The organism is Micromonospora sp. NPDC047557 (assembly GCF_043205095.1).
Lineage (GTDB): Bacteria > Actinomycetota > Actinomycetes > Mycobacteriales > Micromonosporaceae > Micromonospora.
On record NZ_JBIDDK010000017.1, the window covers coordinates 17,175 to 31,761 of the forward strand.

Genomic DNA, 14,587 nt, shown 5'->3' on the forward strand with positions numbered 1-14,587 from the left:
GGTCTCCAGTGCTCAGGCGGTCGTGACGGCGTAGCGGCTGGCCGGTCGGGGCAAGCCGAGCAGGTCACGCAGCGTCCCGCCGGGATAGCCCGCTCGGAACAGGCCCCGGTCCCGCAGTGCGGGCACCAGTTTCCGGGTGATCGCGGTCAGGTCGTCGGGGAGAACGGCGGGTCGCAACCGGAAACCGTCCACTCCGGCCCGGTGCCACTCGGCAAGCAGGTCAGCCAACTGCCCGGGGGTGCCGGTGAAGCTGGTCGCGTCCGATGTGAACTCCTCCCCGTGCAGTTCGTCGAGGCGGTTCCTGCGGTGCCGGGCCAGCGTCGGTGTCTCGTCGAGCAGCACGACCAGGTCAGCGAGGACGCGTAGCGGCGGCTCGGTCCGGCCGACGGTCGCCTCGGCCGCCCGCACCTCGGCCACGATCGCGGCGGCGTGTTCGGGGTCGGTCGGAGTGACGAACACGATGTCCGCGTGCCGGACGGCGAAGGCGTACGGCACCGAGGAGTGGGCCAGCGCAGCGACGACCGGCTGCCCCTGCGGGGAGCGAGGCACGATGGTGGGCCCCTTCACCGAGAACCACCGGCCGGTGAAGTCGATGTAGTGCAGCCGCTCCCGGTCGACGAAACGTCCGGTCGGCACGTCCCGGATCACGGCGTCGTCCTCCCAGCTGTCCCAGAGCCGACGGACCACCTCCACGGCGTCGCCGGCCTCGGCGAACAGGTCGCCGACGAGCTGCACGGTTTCCGGTTCGTCGAGCCGGGCCAGGTCCAGCGGTGGGATGTCGCGCCGACCGAAGTGCCCGGCCTCTGCCTGTGTGGCGGAGACCCGGGGCCGCCAACCGGCGCGGCCGCCGCTGATGTGGTCGAGCGTGGCCACCGCCGTCGAGAGGTGGAAAGGCTCGGTGTGGGTGGTGCTGGTGGTCGGAATCAGCCCGATGTGCCGGGTCAGCGGGGCGAGCCGGGCCGCGATCTGCACCGCGTCGAGGCGTCCCCGGAGCTGATCGACGCGACCGTCGGGGCCGTCGAGCCGCGACGTCTGGAGGCCGAGGCTGTCCTCGATGGTGAGCAGGTCCAGTGCGGCGTGTTCCGCCTCTCCGGCGAGGGCGTTCCAGTAGCGGGCGGTCAGCGGGGCGGTCACGTCGGCGTGCGAGAGCCGCCAGGCGGCGGGATGCCAGCCGAGACCGTCGAAAGCGACGGCCAGGTGCAGGGTCTTCTCGGTCATCGTTGTTTCTCCTCCGGTCGGCCGGCGGTGATGAGCGTGGGCAACGCGTCGAGCAGGGACCGGGTGTAGTCGTGGCGTGGGTAGGTGAAGACATCGCCGACCGGGCCCTGCTCCACCACCTCCCCGTTGTGCATGACCAGCACCCGGTCGCTGAGGTGGTGCACCACACCCAGATCGTGGGAGATGAAGAGCAGGGCGGTGCCGTCGGCGGCACGCAGGTCAGCCAGCAGATCGAGGACCTGGGCCTGCACGGAGACATCGAGGGCGGAGACCGGCTCGTCGCAGATGATCAGGGCCGGTCGGGGAGCGATCGCGCGGGCGATCGCGACCCGCTGCCGCTGTCCGCCAGAGAGCTCACGAGGATGCCGGTCACGCAGGTCGGCACCGAGGCCGACGCGGCGCAGCAGGTCGACGACGTGATCGCGGCGCTCCGATCGCCCGACGTCGGGGTCGAGGTTCTCCGCGATGACCCGACCGACCGTGTAGCGGGGGTCGAAGGAGCTCAGCGGGTCCTGTGAGATCAGCTGCAACCTGCGCCGCAACGGGCGGCGGGCCCGCTCGGGCACCGCGGCCCAGAGCGTCCCCTCGAAGGTGAGGATGCCCGCATCGGCGTCGAGCAGACCGGCGACGATCCGGGCGACAGTGCTCTTGCCGGAGCCGGACTCTCCCACCAGGCCGAGCGTCTCACCCCGGGCGATGGAGAAGGACACGTTCCGGACAACGGTCTGGTCGCCGTACCTCTTGGTCAGCCCGCCAGCGTCGAGCACCGTGTCGTCGGGGCGGATCTCGGGTCGGGTGGGCAGCGCGGGCCGCGCCGGCGGGGCCGCGCCCCGCGACACCTCGGTCACAGCGCTGAGCCGGCGGCCCCGCGACGTCGCCGATGGCACCGCTGCCAGCAACTGCCGGGTGTACGGATGCGTCGGGGCCCGCAGCAGCCGGTCGGTGGGGCCGTGCTCGACGATCCGCCCGTCGCGCATGACCAGGACACGGTCGGCGACCTGGGCGACGACGGCCAGGTCGTGGCTGATCAGCAGCAGACTCACCCCGGCGGCGCGGCGCTCGGCGAGCAGCCGCAGGATCTGCGCCTGCACGGTGACGTCGAGCGCGGTGGTCGGCTCGTCGGCGATGAGCAGCGCCGGCTCACCGGCGATCGCGGAGGCGATCAGTGCCCGTTGCCGCAGCCCGCCGGAGAGCTGATGCGGATACTGCCGGGCCCGACGCTCCGGATCCGGTAGGTGCACCTGGTCGAGCAGGTGGGCGACCCGACCGGCCCGTTCACGGCGGTTGACGATGCCGTGGGCGGTGAGCACCTCACCGATCTCGGCACCCACCGTCCGTAGCGGGTCGAGCGAGACCAGTGCGTCCTGCAGGACCAGCCCGGCGAGCCGGCCACGGACCCGCCGCCAGTCCCGTGGCTGGTAACTCCGCACGTCCTGGTCTGCCAGTTCGAGACGAGTGGCGCGGACCTGCGCACCCGAGCCGGCGAGACCGACCAGGGTACGAGCGGTGACGCTCTTGCCGGAGCCGGACTCTCCGACGATGGCCACGCACTCGCCGCGCTCCACCGCGAAGCTGATTCCGCGAACGGCGGCCACCCGACCGGTCGGGGTGTCGAAGTCGACGTGCAGGTCCTCGACCGCTACCAGGGTGGCCATCAGCGCCGCCGCCCGTCGAAGCGTGCCTGCCAGTGCCGGCCGACGACGGTCAGCGACACCACGGTGGCGGTGACCGCCAGGCCGGGCAGGATGCTGATCCACCAGGCCACCTGGAGGTAGTTGCGCCCTTCGGAGAGCATCGTGCCCCACTCCGGCGACGGTGGCTGTGGACCCATGCCAAGGAAGCTGAGCCCGGCGGCGACCAGAATCGCCTCACCGAGCCCGATCACCGCGAGCACCGGCACCGGGCCGACCACGTTGGGCAGCACATGCCGCAGCACCAGCCGAGGCCGGGACAAGCCGAAGGTGACGGCCTGTTCGACGTAGGTGGCGCGGCGGACGAGCAACGTCTGCCCGCGGACCACCCGGGCGTGGTGCGGCAGGGTGGCGATGCCGATGGCGACGATCAGGCTGACGGTGCCGGGCCCGGCGACGGCGATGAACAGCAGCGCCAACAGCAGAAGGGGAAACGCCGACACCGCGTCGAAGGTGCGGCTGAGCGCCTCGTCGGCGACCCGGTGCGCGAGGCCGGCGAGCAGGCCGAGCAGCACGCCGCCGGTGACCGCGATCGCGGTGGCGGCCAGGCCGATGGTGAGCGAGTGGCCGGCGCCGTGCACCACCCGGGTCCAGACGTCGCGGCCGAGATGGTCGGTGCCGAACCAGTGCGCCGCGCTCGGCCGCGAGAGCACGCCGAGCGGGTCGGCGGCGAGCGGGTCACCGGGGGCCAACGCGGCCGGCCAGGCCGCCGCCAGCACCAGCAGAATGAGGTACGCCCCGGCGGCGAGCACACCGGGCCGCATCCGACGTCGCGTCCGGACGACGGGGGCGGGCGGGGCGTCGACGGTGAGCGCGGGCGCGTCGGTGGACAGCGGGCCCAGGGTGACGGTCATCGGGTCAGCTCCTTCTCAGGCGCGGATCGACCAGCAGGTACGCGAGGTCGGCGGCGGTGTTGACCACGACGTAGCCGGCGGCCGACAGGGTGACCACGGCCAGCACCACAGGCATGTCCTGGTTGGTGACGGCGGAGAGGATGACCTGGCCAAGGCCGGGCCGACCGAAGACCTGTTCGACGATGACCGTGCCACCGATCACGATGCCGAAGATCCAGCCGGCAAGGCTGACGGCCGGCAGCAGGGCGTGCCGCAGCGCGTGCCGCAGCAGGACACCCCGTTCCCGGACGCCTCGGGCCCGGGCGGTGAGCACGAACGGCTGGTCGATGGCCCGGTCGAGCCCCTCGCGGAGCACCTGGGCGAGCAGCCCGGCGATGGGCAGCGCCAGGGTCACGGCGGGCAGCACCAGCGCGGCGACCCCCTGGTCGCCGGAGACCGGGAAGAACCCGAACCGGAACGACAGCACGCTGAGCAGGACGATCCCGATCAGGAACGACGGGGTGGACACCAGCAGCAGCTCCGCGCCGGAGCTGGCCCTGCGCAGCCACGGCCGCCGGTCCCCGGCGGTGGCCACCGCGACGAGCAGAGCGAGCAGCACCCCGATCCCGGTTGCGGCGACCGCGAGCGCGAGAGTGGGGAGGAGCTTCTCGCCGATCACGTCGGAGACCGGACGTTGCAGCAGGTAGGAGCGGCCCAGGTCGCCGTTGACGAGCCGCACCAGATAGTCGAGGTACTGCACCACGGCGGGCCGGTCCAGACCCCACTCGCCGATGATTTCAGCGCGGATCTGTGGGGTGTCGGCGCCGTCTCCGACGATGGTGTCCACGGTGTCGCCGGGAGCGGCCAGCAGTGCCAGGTAGGCGGCCGTGGCGGCGACCCATAAGACGACCAGGCCGGCACCGATCCGGCGGGCCACCGCCCGTAGGACTGTCACTTCCCGATCCACAGGTCGTACGCGCTGGCGGGTACGCCGGCGGTGGGCTCGAAGCGGACCCCGCCGACGCTGGTGCTGGCGGCGATCTGGTCGGCCGGTGCGTAGAGCGGCAGCGCCAGTGCCTGCTCGGCGACGACGCGCTGCTGCAGGTCGGCGTAGAGGCCGGCCCGCCTGGTGGGGTCGGCGGTGGCCTGACCGGATTCCAGGAGCTGGTCGATGCGGGGGTCGTTGACCCGGGTGCGGTTGATGCCGCCCTTCGAGTGCAGCAGCAGGTTGAGGGCGGCACCGGCGTCGGTGTCGGCGCGGGAGTTGTCGAAGACCTCGTACTCGTTGCGCTCGAACGCCTGGTTGGCCGTGCCCTGGTCGACGAGGGAGACCTTCAGGTCGATGCCGGCACTCTGCTTCACCGCGGCCTGTACGGCCTGGGCGAGGATGTCGCGGCGGTCGCGGACGAAGGGAGCGGACTGCACGAGCCGTACGGTGAGCCGTTTGCCGTCCTTCACGCGGAAGCCGTCGGCGTCCCGCGTCGCCCAGCCGGCCTGGTCGAGCAGGGTGTTCGCCTTCGCGGTGTCGCCGCTGTAGCCGCCTTCGAGGCGCTTGTCGTAGAGCGGGCTGGACGGGCTGATCACGCTCCAGGCGCGGGTCGCGGTGTCGCGGTAGACGGACGTCAACACGGTGTCGACGTCCACGGCCTCCCGGAACGCCTGCCGGACCCGCAGGTCGTCGAAGGGCGCGTGGGAGGTGTTGAAGTAGTAGGAGTAGGCGGAGCCGGAGTTGAGTTCCCGGCTCAGGCGCAGTGTCCGGTTGCCGGTGATCAGTGGCTGGTCGGTGGCGGGCACCCCCTCGATGAGCTGCACCTGATTCGACGTGAGGGCGCCGACGCGAACGGACGACTCCTTGAGGAACCGGTAGGTGATCCCGTCGAGGTGGGCCTGCCCGGTGTGGGTCGCGGTGGGCGGGGCCCAGTCGTAGCCGGCATTGCGCCGATAGTGCAGTTCCTGCCCGGGGACGTAGCGGTCCAGCACGAACGGTCCGGTGCCGACCACGTCGACACCGCCGGCCTTGAGGTTCTTCGCCTCGCGCAGCGACTTCGGCGAGACCTGGGCGCCCTGCGGGGAGGCGAGGAAATCGAGGATGAGCACGTCCGGCGCGCTGAGGACGAGGCGTACGGTGCGCGGGTCGACGGCCTCGACGGCCTTGAGGTTGCGCAGCTGCACGGCGGCGACGGCCGGGGCGTATCCGGGTTCCCGGAGCTTGTCGAAGTTGGCCTTGACGGCCGCCGAGTCGAACGGCGTGCCGTCGGTGAAGGTGACCCGGTCACGCAGCGTCAGGGTGTAGGACAGCCCGTCCGGCGCGACCGTCCAGCCGGTCGCCAGCCAGGGCACCAGCTTGCCCTGCTTGTCGTAGGTGAGCAGGGACTCGAAGGTGTTCCAGACCAGCAGGCGGGCCTTGGCCTGGGCGTACTGGTGCGGGTTGAGCGTGATCGGTTCGGTCTCCACGGCCCAGGTGAGGGTGCCGCCGGAGCGGGGCTGGCCGGCCGCCTCGGCGGCCGGGGTGGCACCGGTGGAGCAGCCGGCCATGACTGCCAGCAGTGGCGCCAACGCGGCGGCGACCAGGGGTCGCAATCGATTCGAGGGCATGGTGAAGTCTCCTGTCCAGGCAGGCGGAAGCGGGTATGCCGACACCCGGCCCCGCGGCTGGGCGTGGGCCGTGACGGTGCGGATGCTGTGGTGGCGCGGCGATGCGCCCCACCTCGGCGGGCCGTTGCGGCGGGCCGGGTTACGGGCGAGGGTGCCGGGTCAGGCCAGACAGGAACTCGACCACACTCGACCGAAGTCGATGTGGCCGCGGATCGTCAACCGCAGCTCGCTGGACATGAGTCGAGTCCACCTCCACGGCGGTGGTGGTGTCAACGAATCCTTCGGCGGATGTCGGCTATCGCACGTGGGGACGTTGATTCATTGACGTATACCCTACTTGGCCTATAGGATTTACCAGGATTCCGCACCCGGCCGGTGCACCCCTTCATGCCCGTCAAGCTCAATCGAGGTCGAGCAGGACCTTTCCTGCCACCCGACGCTCCCGCAGCGCATCAGCCGCCGCCCCAAGGCGCTGCCACGAGCCGCGCCAACCGATCGGTGCCCGCAGCGCTCCACGCGCCACGAGATCCGCCAGGATAGCGAGATCCGGGCCCGCGGCGGTGGCGTCGCCGAAGGACCGCAGCGCCCGTGCCGCACCCGGAGCGAAGGTGGAGTTCACCGGAAAGACGGCCGGCTCACCGGACGCCCAGCCAATGCTGTGCAGCACCCCGCCCGGGGCCAGCAAGCCCCAGGCGGCCACGAGATGAGCGCCACCAACCGTTTCCAGCACCACGTCGACCGGGTCGACGATCGCGTCCAGACCAACCGCCACCTCATCAGCGCCGAGATCCGTCAGGCCCGCACCACGAGTCACGGACCCGACCACCGCGACCACGTACGCGCCTTCGTGGCGGGCGAGCTGGACGGCGACCCGGCCCACTCCCCCGGACGCTCCCGTAATCAGCACCCGGCGGCCGAGAAGCGGCCCTGACGTCCGCAAGGTGCGCAGGGCGGTGAGGCCAACCATGGGCAGCGCGGCCATCTCGGCCAGGTCGACGGCGGCGGGCACCACGGCCACACTGTCCACGTCGAATGCCGCCAGGCGGGCCCAGGCACCCGCCCCGAAGGCGACCACCCGGTCACCCGCACGGGGGCCGGACCCGTCGGCGGCACCGCGCACCACGTGACCCGCGGCGTCAAATCCGAGCACCCGCCCGGCCGGCCAGACGTCGAGGTGACGGATCTCGCCGGCGTTGACGGCGGCATGCCGAACATCGACAAGCACCTGCCCGGGGCCCGGAGTCGGGTCGGGCAGGTCCGCCAACCGGAACCCCTCGACGGTGTCCGGAGCGGCGACGATCGCACGCATGACATCCTCCTCATCGCGGACTGGGCGTACGACCGGACTGCTCAGGCGGCAGGGCGACGGGCCGCGACGTCGTGGTCGCCGGCCAGCCCGGCGTACCGGCCCCGGTGGTACAGCAGGGGCGAGCCGACGTCGGCGTGCCGGAGCACCTCCGGCTCGGCCAGCACCACGGCGTGATCACCAACGGTCACCCGGTCGACAACCCGGCAGAGCAGCCAGGCCAGGGTGTCGTCGAGGATCGGCACACCCTCCGGGCCTGGCCGCCACCGGGTGGGGCCAGCAAACCGGTCGATGCCGCTGGTCGCGAAGGTTCGGGCCAACTCCTGCTGATGGTGGGCGAGCAGGTGCACCGCCACGTGTCGGGCACGGGCGACCGCAGGCCAGCTCGAGGAACCGAGGTTCAGGCAGAACGAGACGATCGGCGGTGCCAACGACACCGAGGTGAACGACGTGGCGGTGAAGCCGACCGCCGGCGAGCCGGGAGCGGTGACGACTGTGACGGTGCTGGCCTGGTGGCGCAGCAACGTCCGCAGAGCGTCGCTGTCGGCGTCGACCGGGGCGTCGGTGGACGGGGTCATGACGATCCTCCCGAGGGGCTGGTCCGGAGGGGGCTACGAACGGTCGGCGGGATTGCCAGCCAGCCGCTCGTACGGGGTCTTCTCGCCGGCTTCGACGGCGACCGACAGGCGGTTCTCGGCCGGGGGCAACGGGCAGGTCGCGAAGTCGGTGTACGCGCACGGCAGATTGGTAGCCCGGTTGAAGTCGAGCGTCACCCGGCCCTGCTCGTCGGGCGCACCCACTGCCAGGGATCGGTTCGCCGAATAGGTGGTGACGCCGGAGGTGGCGTCGGTGAACAGCACGGACAGACTCCCCGGCTGCACGCCGTTGAACGCGGTCAGGCTCAGTGGCACCCCGTCGACGGTGAACTCGATCCGGCCGGGTGCGTCGTAGACATGCGTGAGCCCTTCCACCGCCGCCCCCACGGTGGTTGGCCGAGGGCTGTCGAACGGCACAAAGCGTCCCCGCAGGACCCATCGTGGGTGGGGCGGGTAGGTGGGGGTGCCCCGATAACCCACGCGCAGGGGGTGGTCTGGTCGTCGAGGGCGGAGGATGTCGTGCCCACCCCGGCGGGCCACCTCCAGCACTGCACCCTCGATGTCCACGGTGACGCCGGCGCGCTCGGCGATCGGCCCGAACTCATGCCGGCCTCGGATCTGCTGGCCGGCGATGATGAGCTCCTCACCATCGCCGAGCACCACCACCGGCCCATAATCGCCCGTGTGCCACTCCCCGGGCACGTCGGGGAAGCGCTGCGGCCCTGGGGTGAGCCAGTGCAGAGCACTGACGGCGAGGAAGCCGTGCCGGTCGGCCCGAGCCTCCTCGTGGAGTCGGTGCCACTCCTGCCAATCCTCGTTGAATTCACCACGGGAAGCCGTGCCAGTGGACGAGACGGCGACGTTACTCATGACGGGTCCCTCTCGATGAAGGGGCATCTCCGTGCTGGCGGGATGCGGGGGCCGAGCGTGGCTACGCGCCGGCTGCGAGATTGGCGACGGGGAAACTGAGCGGACGGCGGCGGTGCCGGGCCACTTCAGGCCGTGCTGGGCCCGCCGGGACAGAGCTGCGCGGCGACCCGCATCAGGTCGACGACCCGGCGGGAGGTGAGCCGAACAGGCAGCATGCGATCGATTTTCCTACCAACAAGGTAGGATTTCAAGTCCTTGGGTGAGCATCCTTGGAGGCGGACGGTGAGTGAAACACCTGTGTCGAAACAGTCGGCGCCACTGCGAAAGCTCGGCTTTCTGACCATCGGCCTGTTCGACGAGGCCGACCCTCGCACCGGCCACGAGGCGACACTCCAGCTCATCGAGTTGGGCGAGCAACTCGGCTTCGACAGCACCTGGGTACGCCACCGCCACCTCCAGTACGGCATCTCCTCACCGATCGCCGTCCTGGCGGCGGCCTCACAGCGGACCCGGCACATCGAGCTCGGCACCGCGGTCATCCCGCTCGGCTGGGAGAACCCACTGCGGCTGGCCGAGGACCTGGCCACGGTCGACATCCTCTCCGGCGGACGCCTCAACCCCGGGGTGAGCGTCGGCCCACCGATGCACTACGACCGGGTCCGCCGATCGCTCTACCCGGACACCGCCGACGCGGAAGATTTCAGCTACACCCGGGTACGACGGCTGCTCGACCTCGTTCGCGGCGAGCCGGCCAGCGACGTCGAGGGCTTCGAGGGTTTCGAGCAGTTCTCCCGCCGGGTGCAACCGCACTCCCCCGGCCTGGCTGCCCGGATGTGGTACGGCGCCGGCAGCCTCAGCTCCGCTCGCTGGGCCGGCGAGCAGGGCATGAACCTGCTCACCAGCAGCGTGGTCAAGGCCGAGGAGTCCACCGACTTCGCCGAGATCCAGCTCTCGCACATCCGGACGTTTCGCGCCCACCACCCGGACGGCGAACGAGCTCGCGTCTCGCAAGGGCTCGTCGTCATCCCCACCGACACAGCCACCCCGACCCAACGTGCCCGCTACGAGGAGTACGCCCGACAACGCAACCCTCGAACGGCGTCACCTCAGGGTCCGGCCCGGATGATGTTCGCCCCCGACCTCGTCGGCCCGTCGGAGCTGATCGCCGAACGACTGCTCGACAATGTCGCGTTCCGCGAGGTCGACGAGGTTGCGTTCGCCCTGCCCTTCACCTTCACGCCGGCCGACTACGCGCAGATCCTCACCGACATGGCGACCCGGCTCGGCCCCGTACTCGGGTGGCACCCCAGCCGCTAGCGACAGTGGGCTGATGACCGAGCCAGTCGACCTGCCCCCTCTTGCCGACGGCGGGAGAGCGAGTTCGCGCGCGCCGACGAGTCGGAGACGCCCGAGCCCGCGTACGCCGATCTCGGCATCGCCACCACCGGCAGCGGCGGTCTCCTATCCGTTGGCCGGCACGCGGCTCCAGATGTCGTTGCATTCGGCGCAGACGGCCTCGGGGATCCACCCGATTCGCATGAGCCCCGCGAAGACCGCGCAGCCCACGCAGAACGCGAACACGGATTCGAGTGTCGCCGCCACGATCACCACGCCGAGAACGAGGTATGCCGCGAGGTGCTGCCCGAACCCGAGCGCCAGCACAGCGGCGGTCAGGGCCAGCACAGCGCCGATCCCCTGGGCGAACCGCTTGGGCGGCCCGGCGACGAGCTTGGCCCGCACCGGTAGCCGCGGCGTGATCACCCGCGTGACGAGCAGGCCGAGCGGGCTGAGTGTGGGGCCGGTGAGCACCCGCGCGACGAACCCGTACGCGATCAGCGCGCTGATCCAGGGCTGGTCCAGCACGATCGTCACCGCGGACAGGAGGACCACTCCACCGGCGACGAGTCGGGCGGATACCTCGTTCACGGGGTTGGGAAAACCGAACAGCGCGCTGGCCATGGCGGAATGATACCGACTATTCCCATAGATTGAGTAGCCTACAACCGCTCGTGCCGGCCGGACCGGCTGCGGTGGCAGACCGGCGGGCGTAGTGGTGCTGGTTGGTGCGCGCTTTGTCAGCGAGCAGGACTTCGTCGGCACCCAGGCCATCCGCTCTCACCGGAGCGCCCACTCGACCTCGCGATGCTCCCACGGCAGTAGCCGGCCCTCCGCGGCCGTTCGTGCCGTAAGCGTCGTTAGGGCTAAGACAGCGCCGGGTTGATTGCCCGCCGTCGGCCAGTGCGCAAGACTGCGGGCGGACAACCGGGAGGGAAGGTCGTGGGTTCGGGTCGGTTTAGCTGGCTGCTCGGCGCCGGTCCGCTGTTCTTCGCGGCACTCTTCGCCTGGGCGTTCGCCGCCGCCTACTCGACCCCGGCCGCAGTCTCTCTCGGTGTGCTGCTGAGCGCCGCGGCCGTCCTGGTGGCGGGGACGATCGCCGCGAGAGCGACGGCCGACGACGTGGAGCGGTTCCTCGAGCGCATTCGGTCCCGGCTGGAGCGCAACGTCTCCGGTTTTCTCCGCTCGCGCTACTTGTATACGGCGGAACTCGAAGGCGGCATGCCCGATTTCCAGCGGCTACGGGCGTCGTACCCCGACTTCTGGCCACAGGCCCTGCGTACCGCGACCGAGCCGCCAATCGACCTCTTCAACGCGCTCAGCGATCGCCGCCGCGATGGAGTTTTGGGCCTAATCCGGTTCGCCCTGGCGGCGGGCGTCCTGCTGGCCCTGCTCTGCGGCGTCGTCATCTCGCTGGCGGAGCCTGCGGCCCGGCTCGGCCGAGCCCTATACCGGGGCGCCGTGGTGCCCTCCGACGTGACGCGGCGTTGGACAGCCGCGGTGCGCGCGACGGAGCTGCCGCAACTCGACTTCTACCTACTACTGGGGTGCCTGGTGATCGCGGTCGTCGCGCTCGCGCGGGCGACACCGCGGCGACTCGAGTCCTGGATCGTGCCCGCTGAGCAGTGGAGCACCGCCGGCGACGCAATGATCCAGCACCGGCTGCGCGCCGCCTTCGAGGAGCATGCCGACAACCCAGGGCAGGCACCCGTGCTGCCACGCATGCCGATCTCGCCGACGCTGGCCGATGTCAGCGCCGACCGCTTGGTCGACCGCTCCGAGATCGAACAGATCCGAGCTCTGGTGTTTTTCCTGGGTGCCCAGGCCGTTGCAATCAGCGGTTCCCGCGGCGTCGGCAAAACCACAATGCTGCGCTCGCTGACCGAGGAGTCGCCGCACCCAGACACGTTCGGTCTGATGATCTCGGCACCGGTGCGCTACGAGCCGCGAGACTTCATGCTGCACCTCTACGCCCAGCTATGTGAGGCGGTGGTGCGTCGACTCGGCCGGCAGCGGCCGCCAACACTGTGGCGGCGCGGATCGCGCACGCTCCGCCGGCTCGCCATCACCCTGCTCAGCCTCGTAACCGTGACCTGTGTGCTGGCACTGGCCTTTCCGGGGACGCGGCGGCTGGTGGCCGACGGGCGCCCGCTGCCCCAGTTGGCCGGGACCTACTTAGTGTTCGGTGTCGCATGTTTCCTGATAGCCCGCCGCCTTCGGGCGGGCGGCCAGACCAGCGAGGCACACCTGTCCGCCGAGGCCACTCGGCGGCTGCGGCAGATTCGGTTCCTGCAGACGCTCTCGGTCGAGCACTCCGGCCAGGCGGCGCCGCTGTCGATACAGTTCGGCTGGAAGTGGGGCCGGCAGTGGGCAGAGCAGCCGCTGAGCCTGCCCGACGTGGTGGCCGCTTATCGCGAGTTCACCACGCAGGTCGCAGCGTGGTGGCGTGACGAGACCGATGACCGCGGGAAGCTGGTCATCGCGATCGATGAGCTGGACCGGATCGCCGAACCGGAGCTAGCGGAGCGGTTCCTCAACGAGATCAAGGCCATCTTCGGTGTAAAGCACTGCGCCTATCTGGTGTCAGTCTCGGAGGAGGCGCTGGTCAACTTCGAGCGGCGGGTGGTGCGCACCCGGACGGTCTTCGACAGCGCCTTCGATCAGGTCGTTCACCTGCGCCCGATGCTGATGTCCGACTCGGTCGCACTGCTGCGGCACCGGCTGTCCGGTGTGCCGTCGTGTTTCTGGATGCTCTGCCACTGCCTGGCCGGCGGCATGCCACGAGATGTGCTACGGGTGGCTCGGATGATGTTCGAGCTGCACCGCAGGTCGACGGTCGGCAACGAGCTCGACGCGGTGGCCGCCCAACTGGTGGCCCTCGAGGTGCAGGCGGTGAAGCGGGGCTTCCAGCAGCGGCTGGCGCGCGACGTCGCCGAGGGCGGGGACCCGAAGCTGGCGAAGGTGATGTACGACCCGCATTGGCCAGACATCACCATCTGCGGCCTGCGGACGGCGGCGGACGAATGGCTCGCCGGCCCGGAGCCGACGGATGCAGGGACGGCACTGGCCGCCGCCCTGCTCTACTACTCGGTCGTGCTGGAGGTCTTCCGCCGCGACTCGCAGATCGTGGCCGATTGGCGGCATTCAGACCTTGGCGTGGTTCGCCGCACGCCGCTCGACGAAGATCCCCTCGCCGTCGACCTGGCCCGCGCCCACCAGCAGCTCGCGGTCGACCCACCGACGGCGCTGCAGCAGCTACGCCACGTTCAAGGGCATCTGAAGGCGGGGTGAGGCACGGACCGCCCCGACGCTCGCGGCGCTAAGGTGTTGGCGCAGGTGGACGACCAGCGGCCGCCGCCCACAGCCAGCCCACCGCCGCACCGTCTGGGTGGTCGAGCCACTGACGTCACGGATTCGTCAGGTCCGCTCTAGCGCCGATCAGCCCTTCGCAAGGCTTTCAGCCTGACTGCGGTCGCCACTCGGAATCGCGTGATTCGCGACATCGGAGGACGCACGTAGGGCTTGTATCGCTCGACTCTGAGCTCACTCTTGACGGCGTTAAGCAATTCGCCTCGCGCGGCGTTGAGGGCACGGTATTCGACCTTACCGGCGTCCTGCAGGTCGTGCCAGTGCGCGACGATCTGGGAACTGGCGTACTCAAGCTGCTCCACCCGTTCGACCAGCGCTCTTGTCCCGATGATCCGAAGCAGGTCGCCCTGGCTGCGGATTCTCTCGCCAGCCTTGGACCCGGCCTGGTACCTGGCACCGCGTTCGCCTTCTGGGAGGACCAGGCCGCGATATTCGCTTATTTTGTTGACCTCGGCCGCGATGTCCACGTAGGCATCGCGGATTTCCTTGTCCCATTGGCGCCGGTCCTCGCGGGCTAATTTGCGGCGATCGCTAGCGGCCGTGGACAAGAAAGCGATCAAGGCGCCGATGAGGAGGAAGGCACCGGCGATCACCGGGACGCCCCACCACGGGGCCGCTTCGGGTGGCTGCTGCGCGAGGGGCATCCCTCGCAGGGTATGGGACCGGCCTTGATCCCACTAGAGCGCTTCTGCGTGAACGCGGGCGGCGTCCTGGTTCGGCAAAGCAGCTTGGAGAACCTCCTCCTTGATCTCAGCGGCGCCCCCTATCGACTGA

General features: G+C 70.4%; 12 protein-coding genes. 2 read left to right on the plus strand and 10 right to left on the minus strand.

The window, feature by feature from the left end; all coding sequences use genetic code 11:
* Positions 1-12: 12 nt before the first annotated feature.
* The 8 genes from ACGGAQ_RS28585 to ACGGAQ_RS28620 all read right to left on the minus strand — a co-directional run bounded on the left by ACGGAQ_RS28585 (position 13) and on the right by ACGGAQ_RS28620 (position 9,109).
* Positions 13-1,218: an LLM class flavin-dependent oxidoreductase gene (locus tag ACGGAQ_RS28585; protein WP_393054492.1), complete on the minus strand. Its 1,206-nt coding sequence runs from the start codon at positions 1,216-1,218 to the stop codon at positions 13-15.
* Positions 1,215-2,873 carry a dipeptide ABC transporter ATP-binding protein gene (locus ACGGAQ_RS28590; RefSeq protein WP_393054494.1) on the minus strand — a complete coding sequence of 553 codons (1,659 nt, stop codon included), beginning with the start codon at positions 2,871-2,873 and terminating at the stop codon, positions 1,215-1,217. The genes ACGGAQ_RS28585 and ACGGAQ_RS28590 overlap by 4 nt, the downstream gene beginning before the upstream one ends.
* Complete coding sequence (locus ACGGAQ_RS28595; RefSeq protein WP_393054496.1) at positions 2,873-3,763, minus strand: ABC transporter permease; 891 nt, start codon at positions 3,761-3,763, stop codon at positions 2,873-2,875. The genes ACGGAQ_RS28590 and ACGGAQ_RS28595 overlap by 1 nt, the downstream gene beginning before the upstream one ends.
* Positions 3,764-3,767: 4 nt before the next feature.
* Positions 3,768-4,697, minus strand: a complete 930-nt coding sequence (locus ACGGAQ_RS28600; RefSeq protein WP_393054498.1) for an ABC transporter permease — start codon at positions 4,695-4,697, stop codon at positions 3,768-3,770.
* A complete protein-coding gene (locus tag ACGGAQ_RS28605; protein ID WP_393054500.1) occupies positions 4,694-6,337 on the minus strand; it encodes an ABC transporter substrate-binding protein in 1,644 nt (547 codons plus the stop codon). The genes ACGGAQ_RS28600 and ACGGAQ_RS28605 overlap by 4 nt, the downstream gene beginning before the upstream one ends.
* 400 nt (positions 6,338-6,737) lie before the next feature.
* On the minus strand, positions 6,738-7,646 hold the full coding sequence (locus ACGGAQ_RS28610) for a zinc-binding dehydrogenase (RefSeq protein WP_393054502.1): 909 nt from the start codon (positions 7,644-7,646) through the stop codon (positions 6,738-6,740).
* 41 nt (positions 7,647-7,687) lie between these two features.
* A complete protein-coding gene (locus ACGGAQ_RS28615; protein ID WP_393054504.1) occupies positions 7,688-8,221 on the minus strand; it encodes a flavin reductase family protein in 534 nt (177 codons plus the stop codon).
* A gap of 33 nt (positions 8,222-8,254) precedes the next feature.
* A complete protein-coding gene (locus ACGGAQ_RS28620) occupies positions 8,255-9,109 on the minus strand; it encodes a DUF1684 domain-containing protein (RefSeq protein WP_393054506.1) in 855 nt (284 codons plus the stop codon).
* A 282-nt stretch (positions 9,110-9,391) separates the two neighbouring features.
* Here ACGGAQ_RS28620 and ACGGAQ_RS28625 point away from each other — a divergent pair, with 282 nt between their 5' ends.
* Entirely contained in the window at positions 9,392-10,426 is a 1,035-nt protein-coding gene (locus ACGGAQ_RS28625) for an LLM class flavin-dependent oxidoreductase (RefSeq protein WP_393054508.1), read from the plus strand.
* Positions 10,427-10,570: 144 nt separating this feature from the next.
* Here ACGGAQ_RS28625 and ACGGAQ_RS28630 read toward each other — a convergent pair whose 3' ends face one another.
* Positions 10,571-11,068, minus strand: coding sequence for a DUF4395 domain-containing protein (locus tag ACGGAQ_RS28630; RefSeq protein ID WP_393054510.1), 498 nt, complete (start codon positions 11,066-11,068; stop codon positions 10,571-10,573).
* 318 nt (positions 11,069-11,386) lie between these two features.
* Here ACGGAQ_RS28630 and ACGGAQ_RS28635 point away from each other — a divergent pair, with 318 nt between their 5' ends.
* Complete coding sequence (locus ACGGAQ_RS28635) at positions 11,387-13,735, plus strand: P-loop NTPase fold protein (RefSeq protein ID WP_393054512.1); 2,349 nt, start codon at positions 11,387-11,389, stop codon at positions 13,733-13,735.
* Positions 13,736-13,872: 137 nt separating this feature from the next.
* Here ACGGAQ_RS28635 and ACGGAQ_RS28640 read toward each other — a convergent pair whose 3' ends face one another.
* Positions 13,873-14,457 carry a hypothetical protein gene (locus ACGGAQ_RS28640; RefSeq protein WP_393054514.1) on the minus strand — a complete coding sequence of 195 codons (585 nt, stop codon included), beginning with the start codon at positions 14,455-14,457 and terminating at the stop codon, positions 13,873-13,875.
* Positions 14,458-14,587 lie beyond the last annotated feature (130 nt).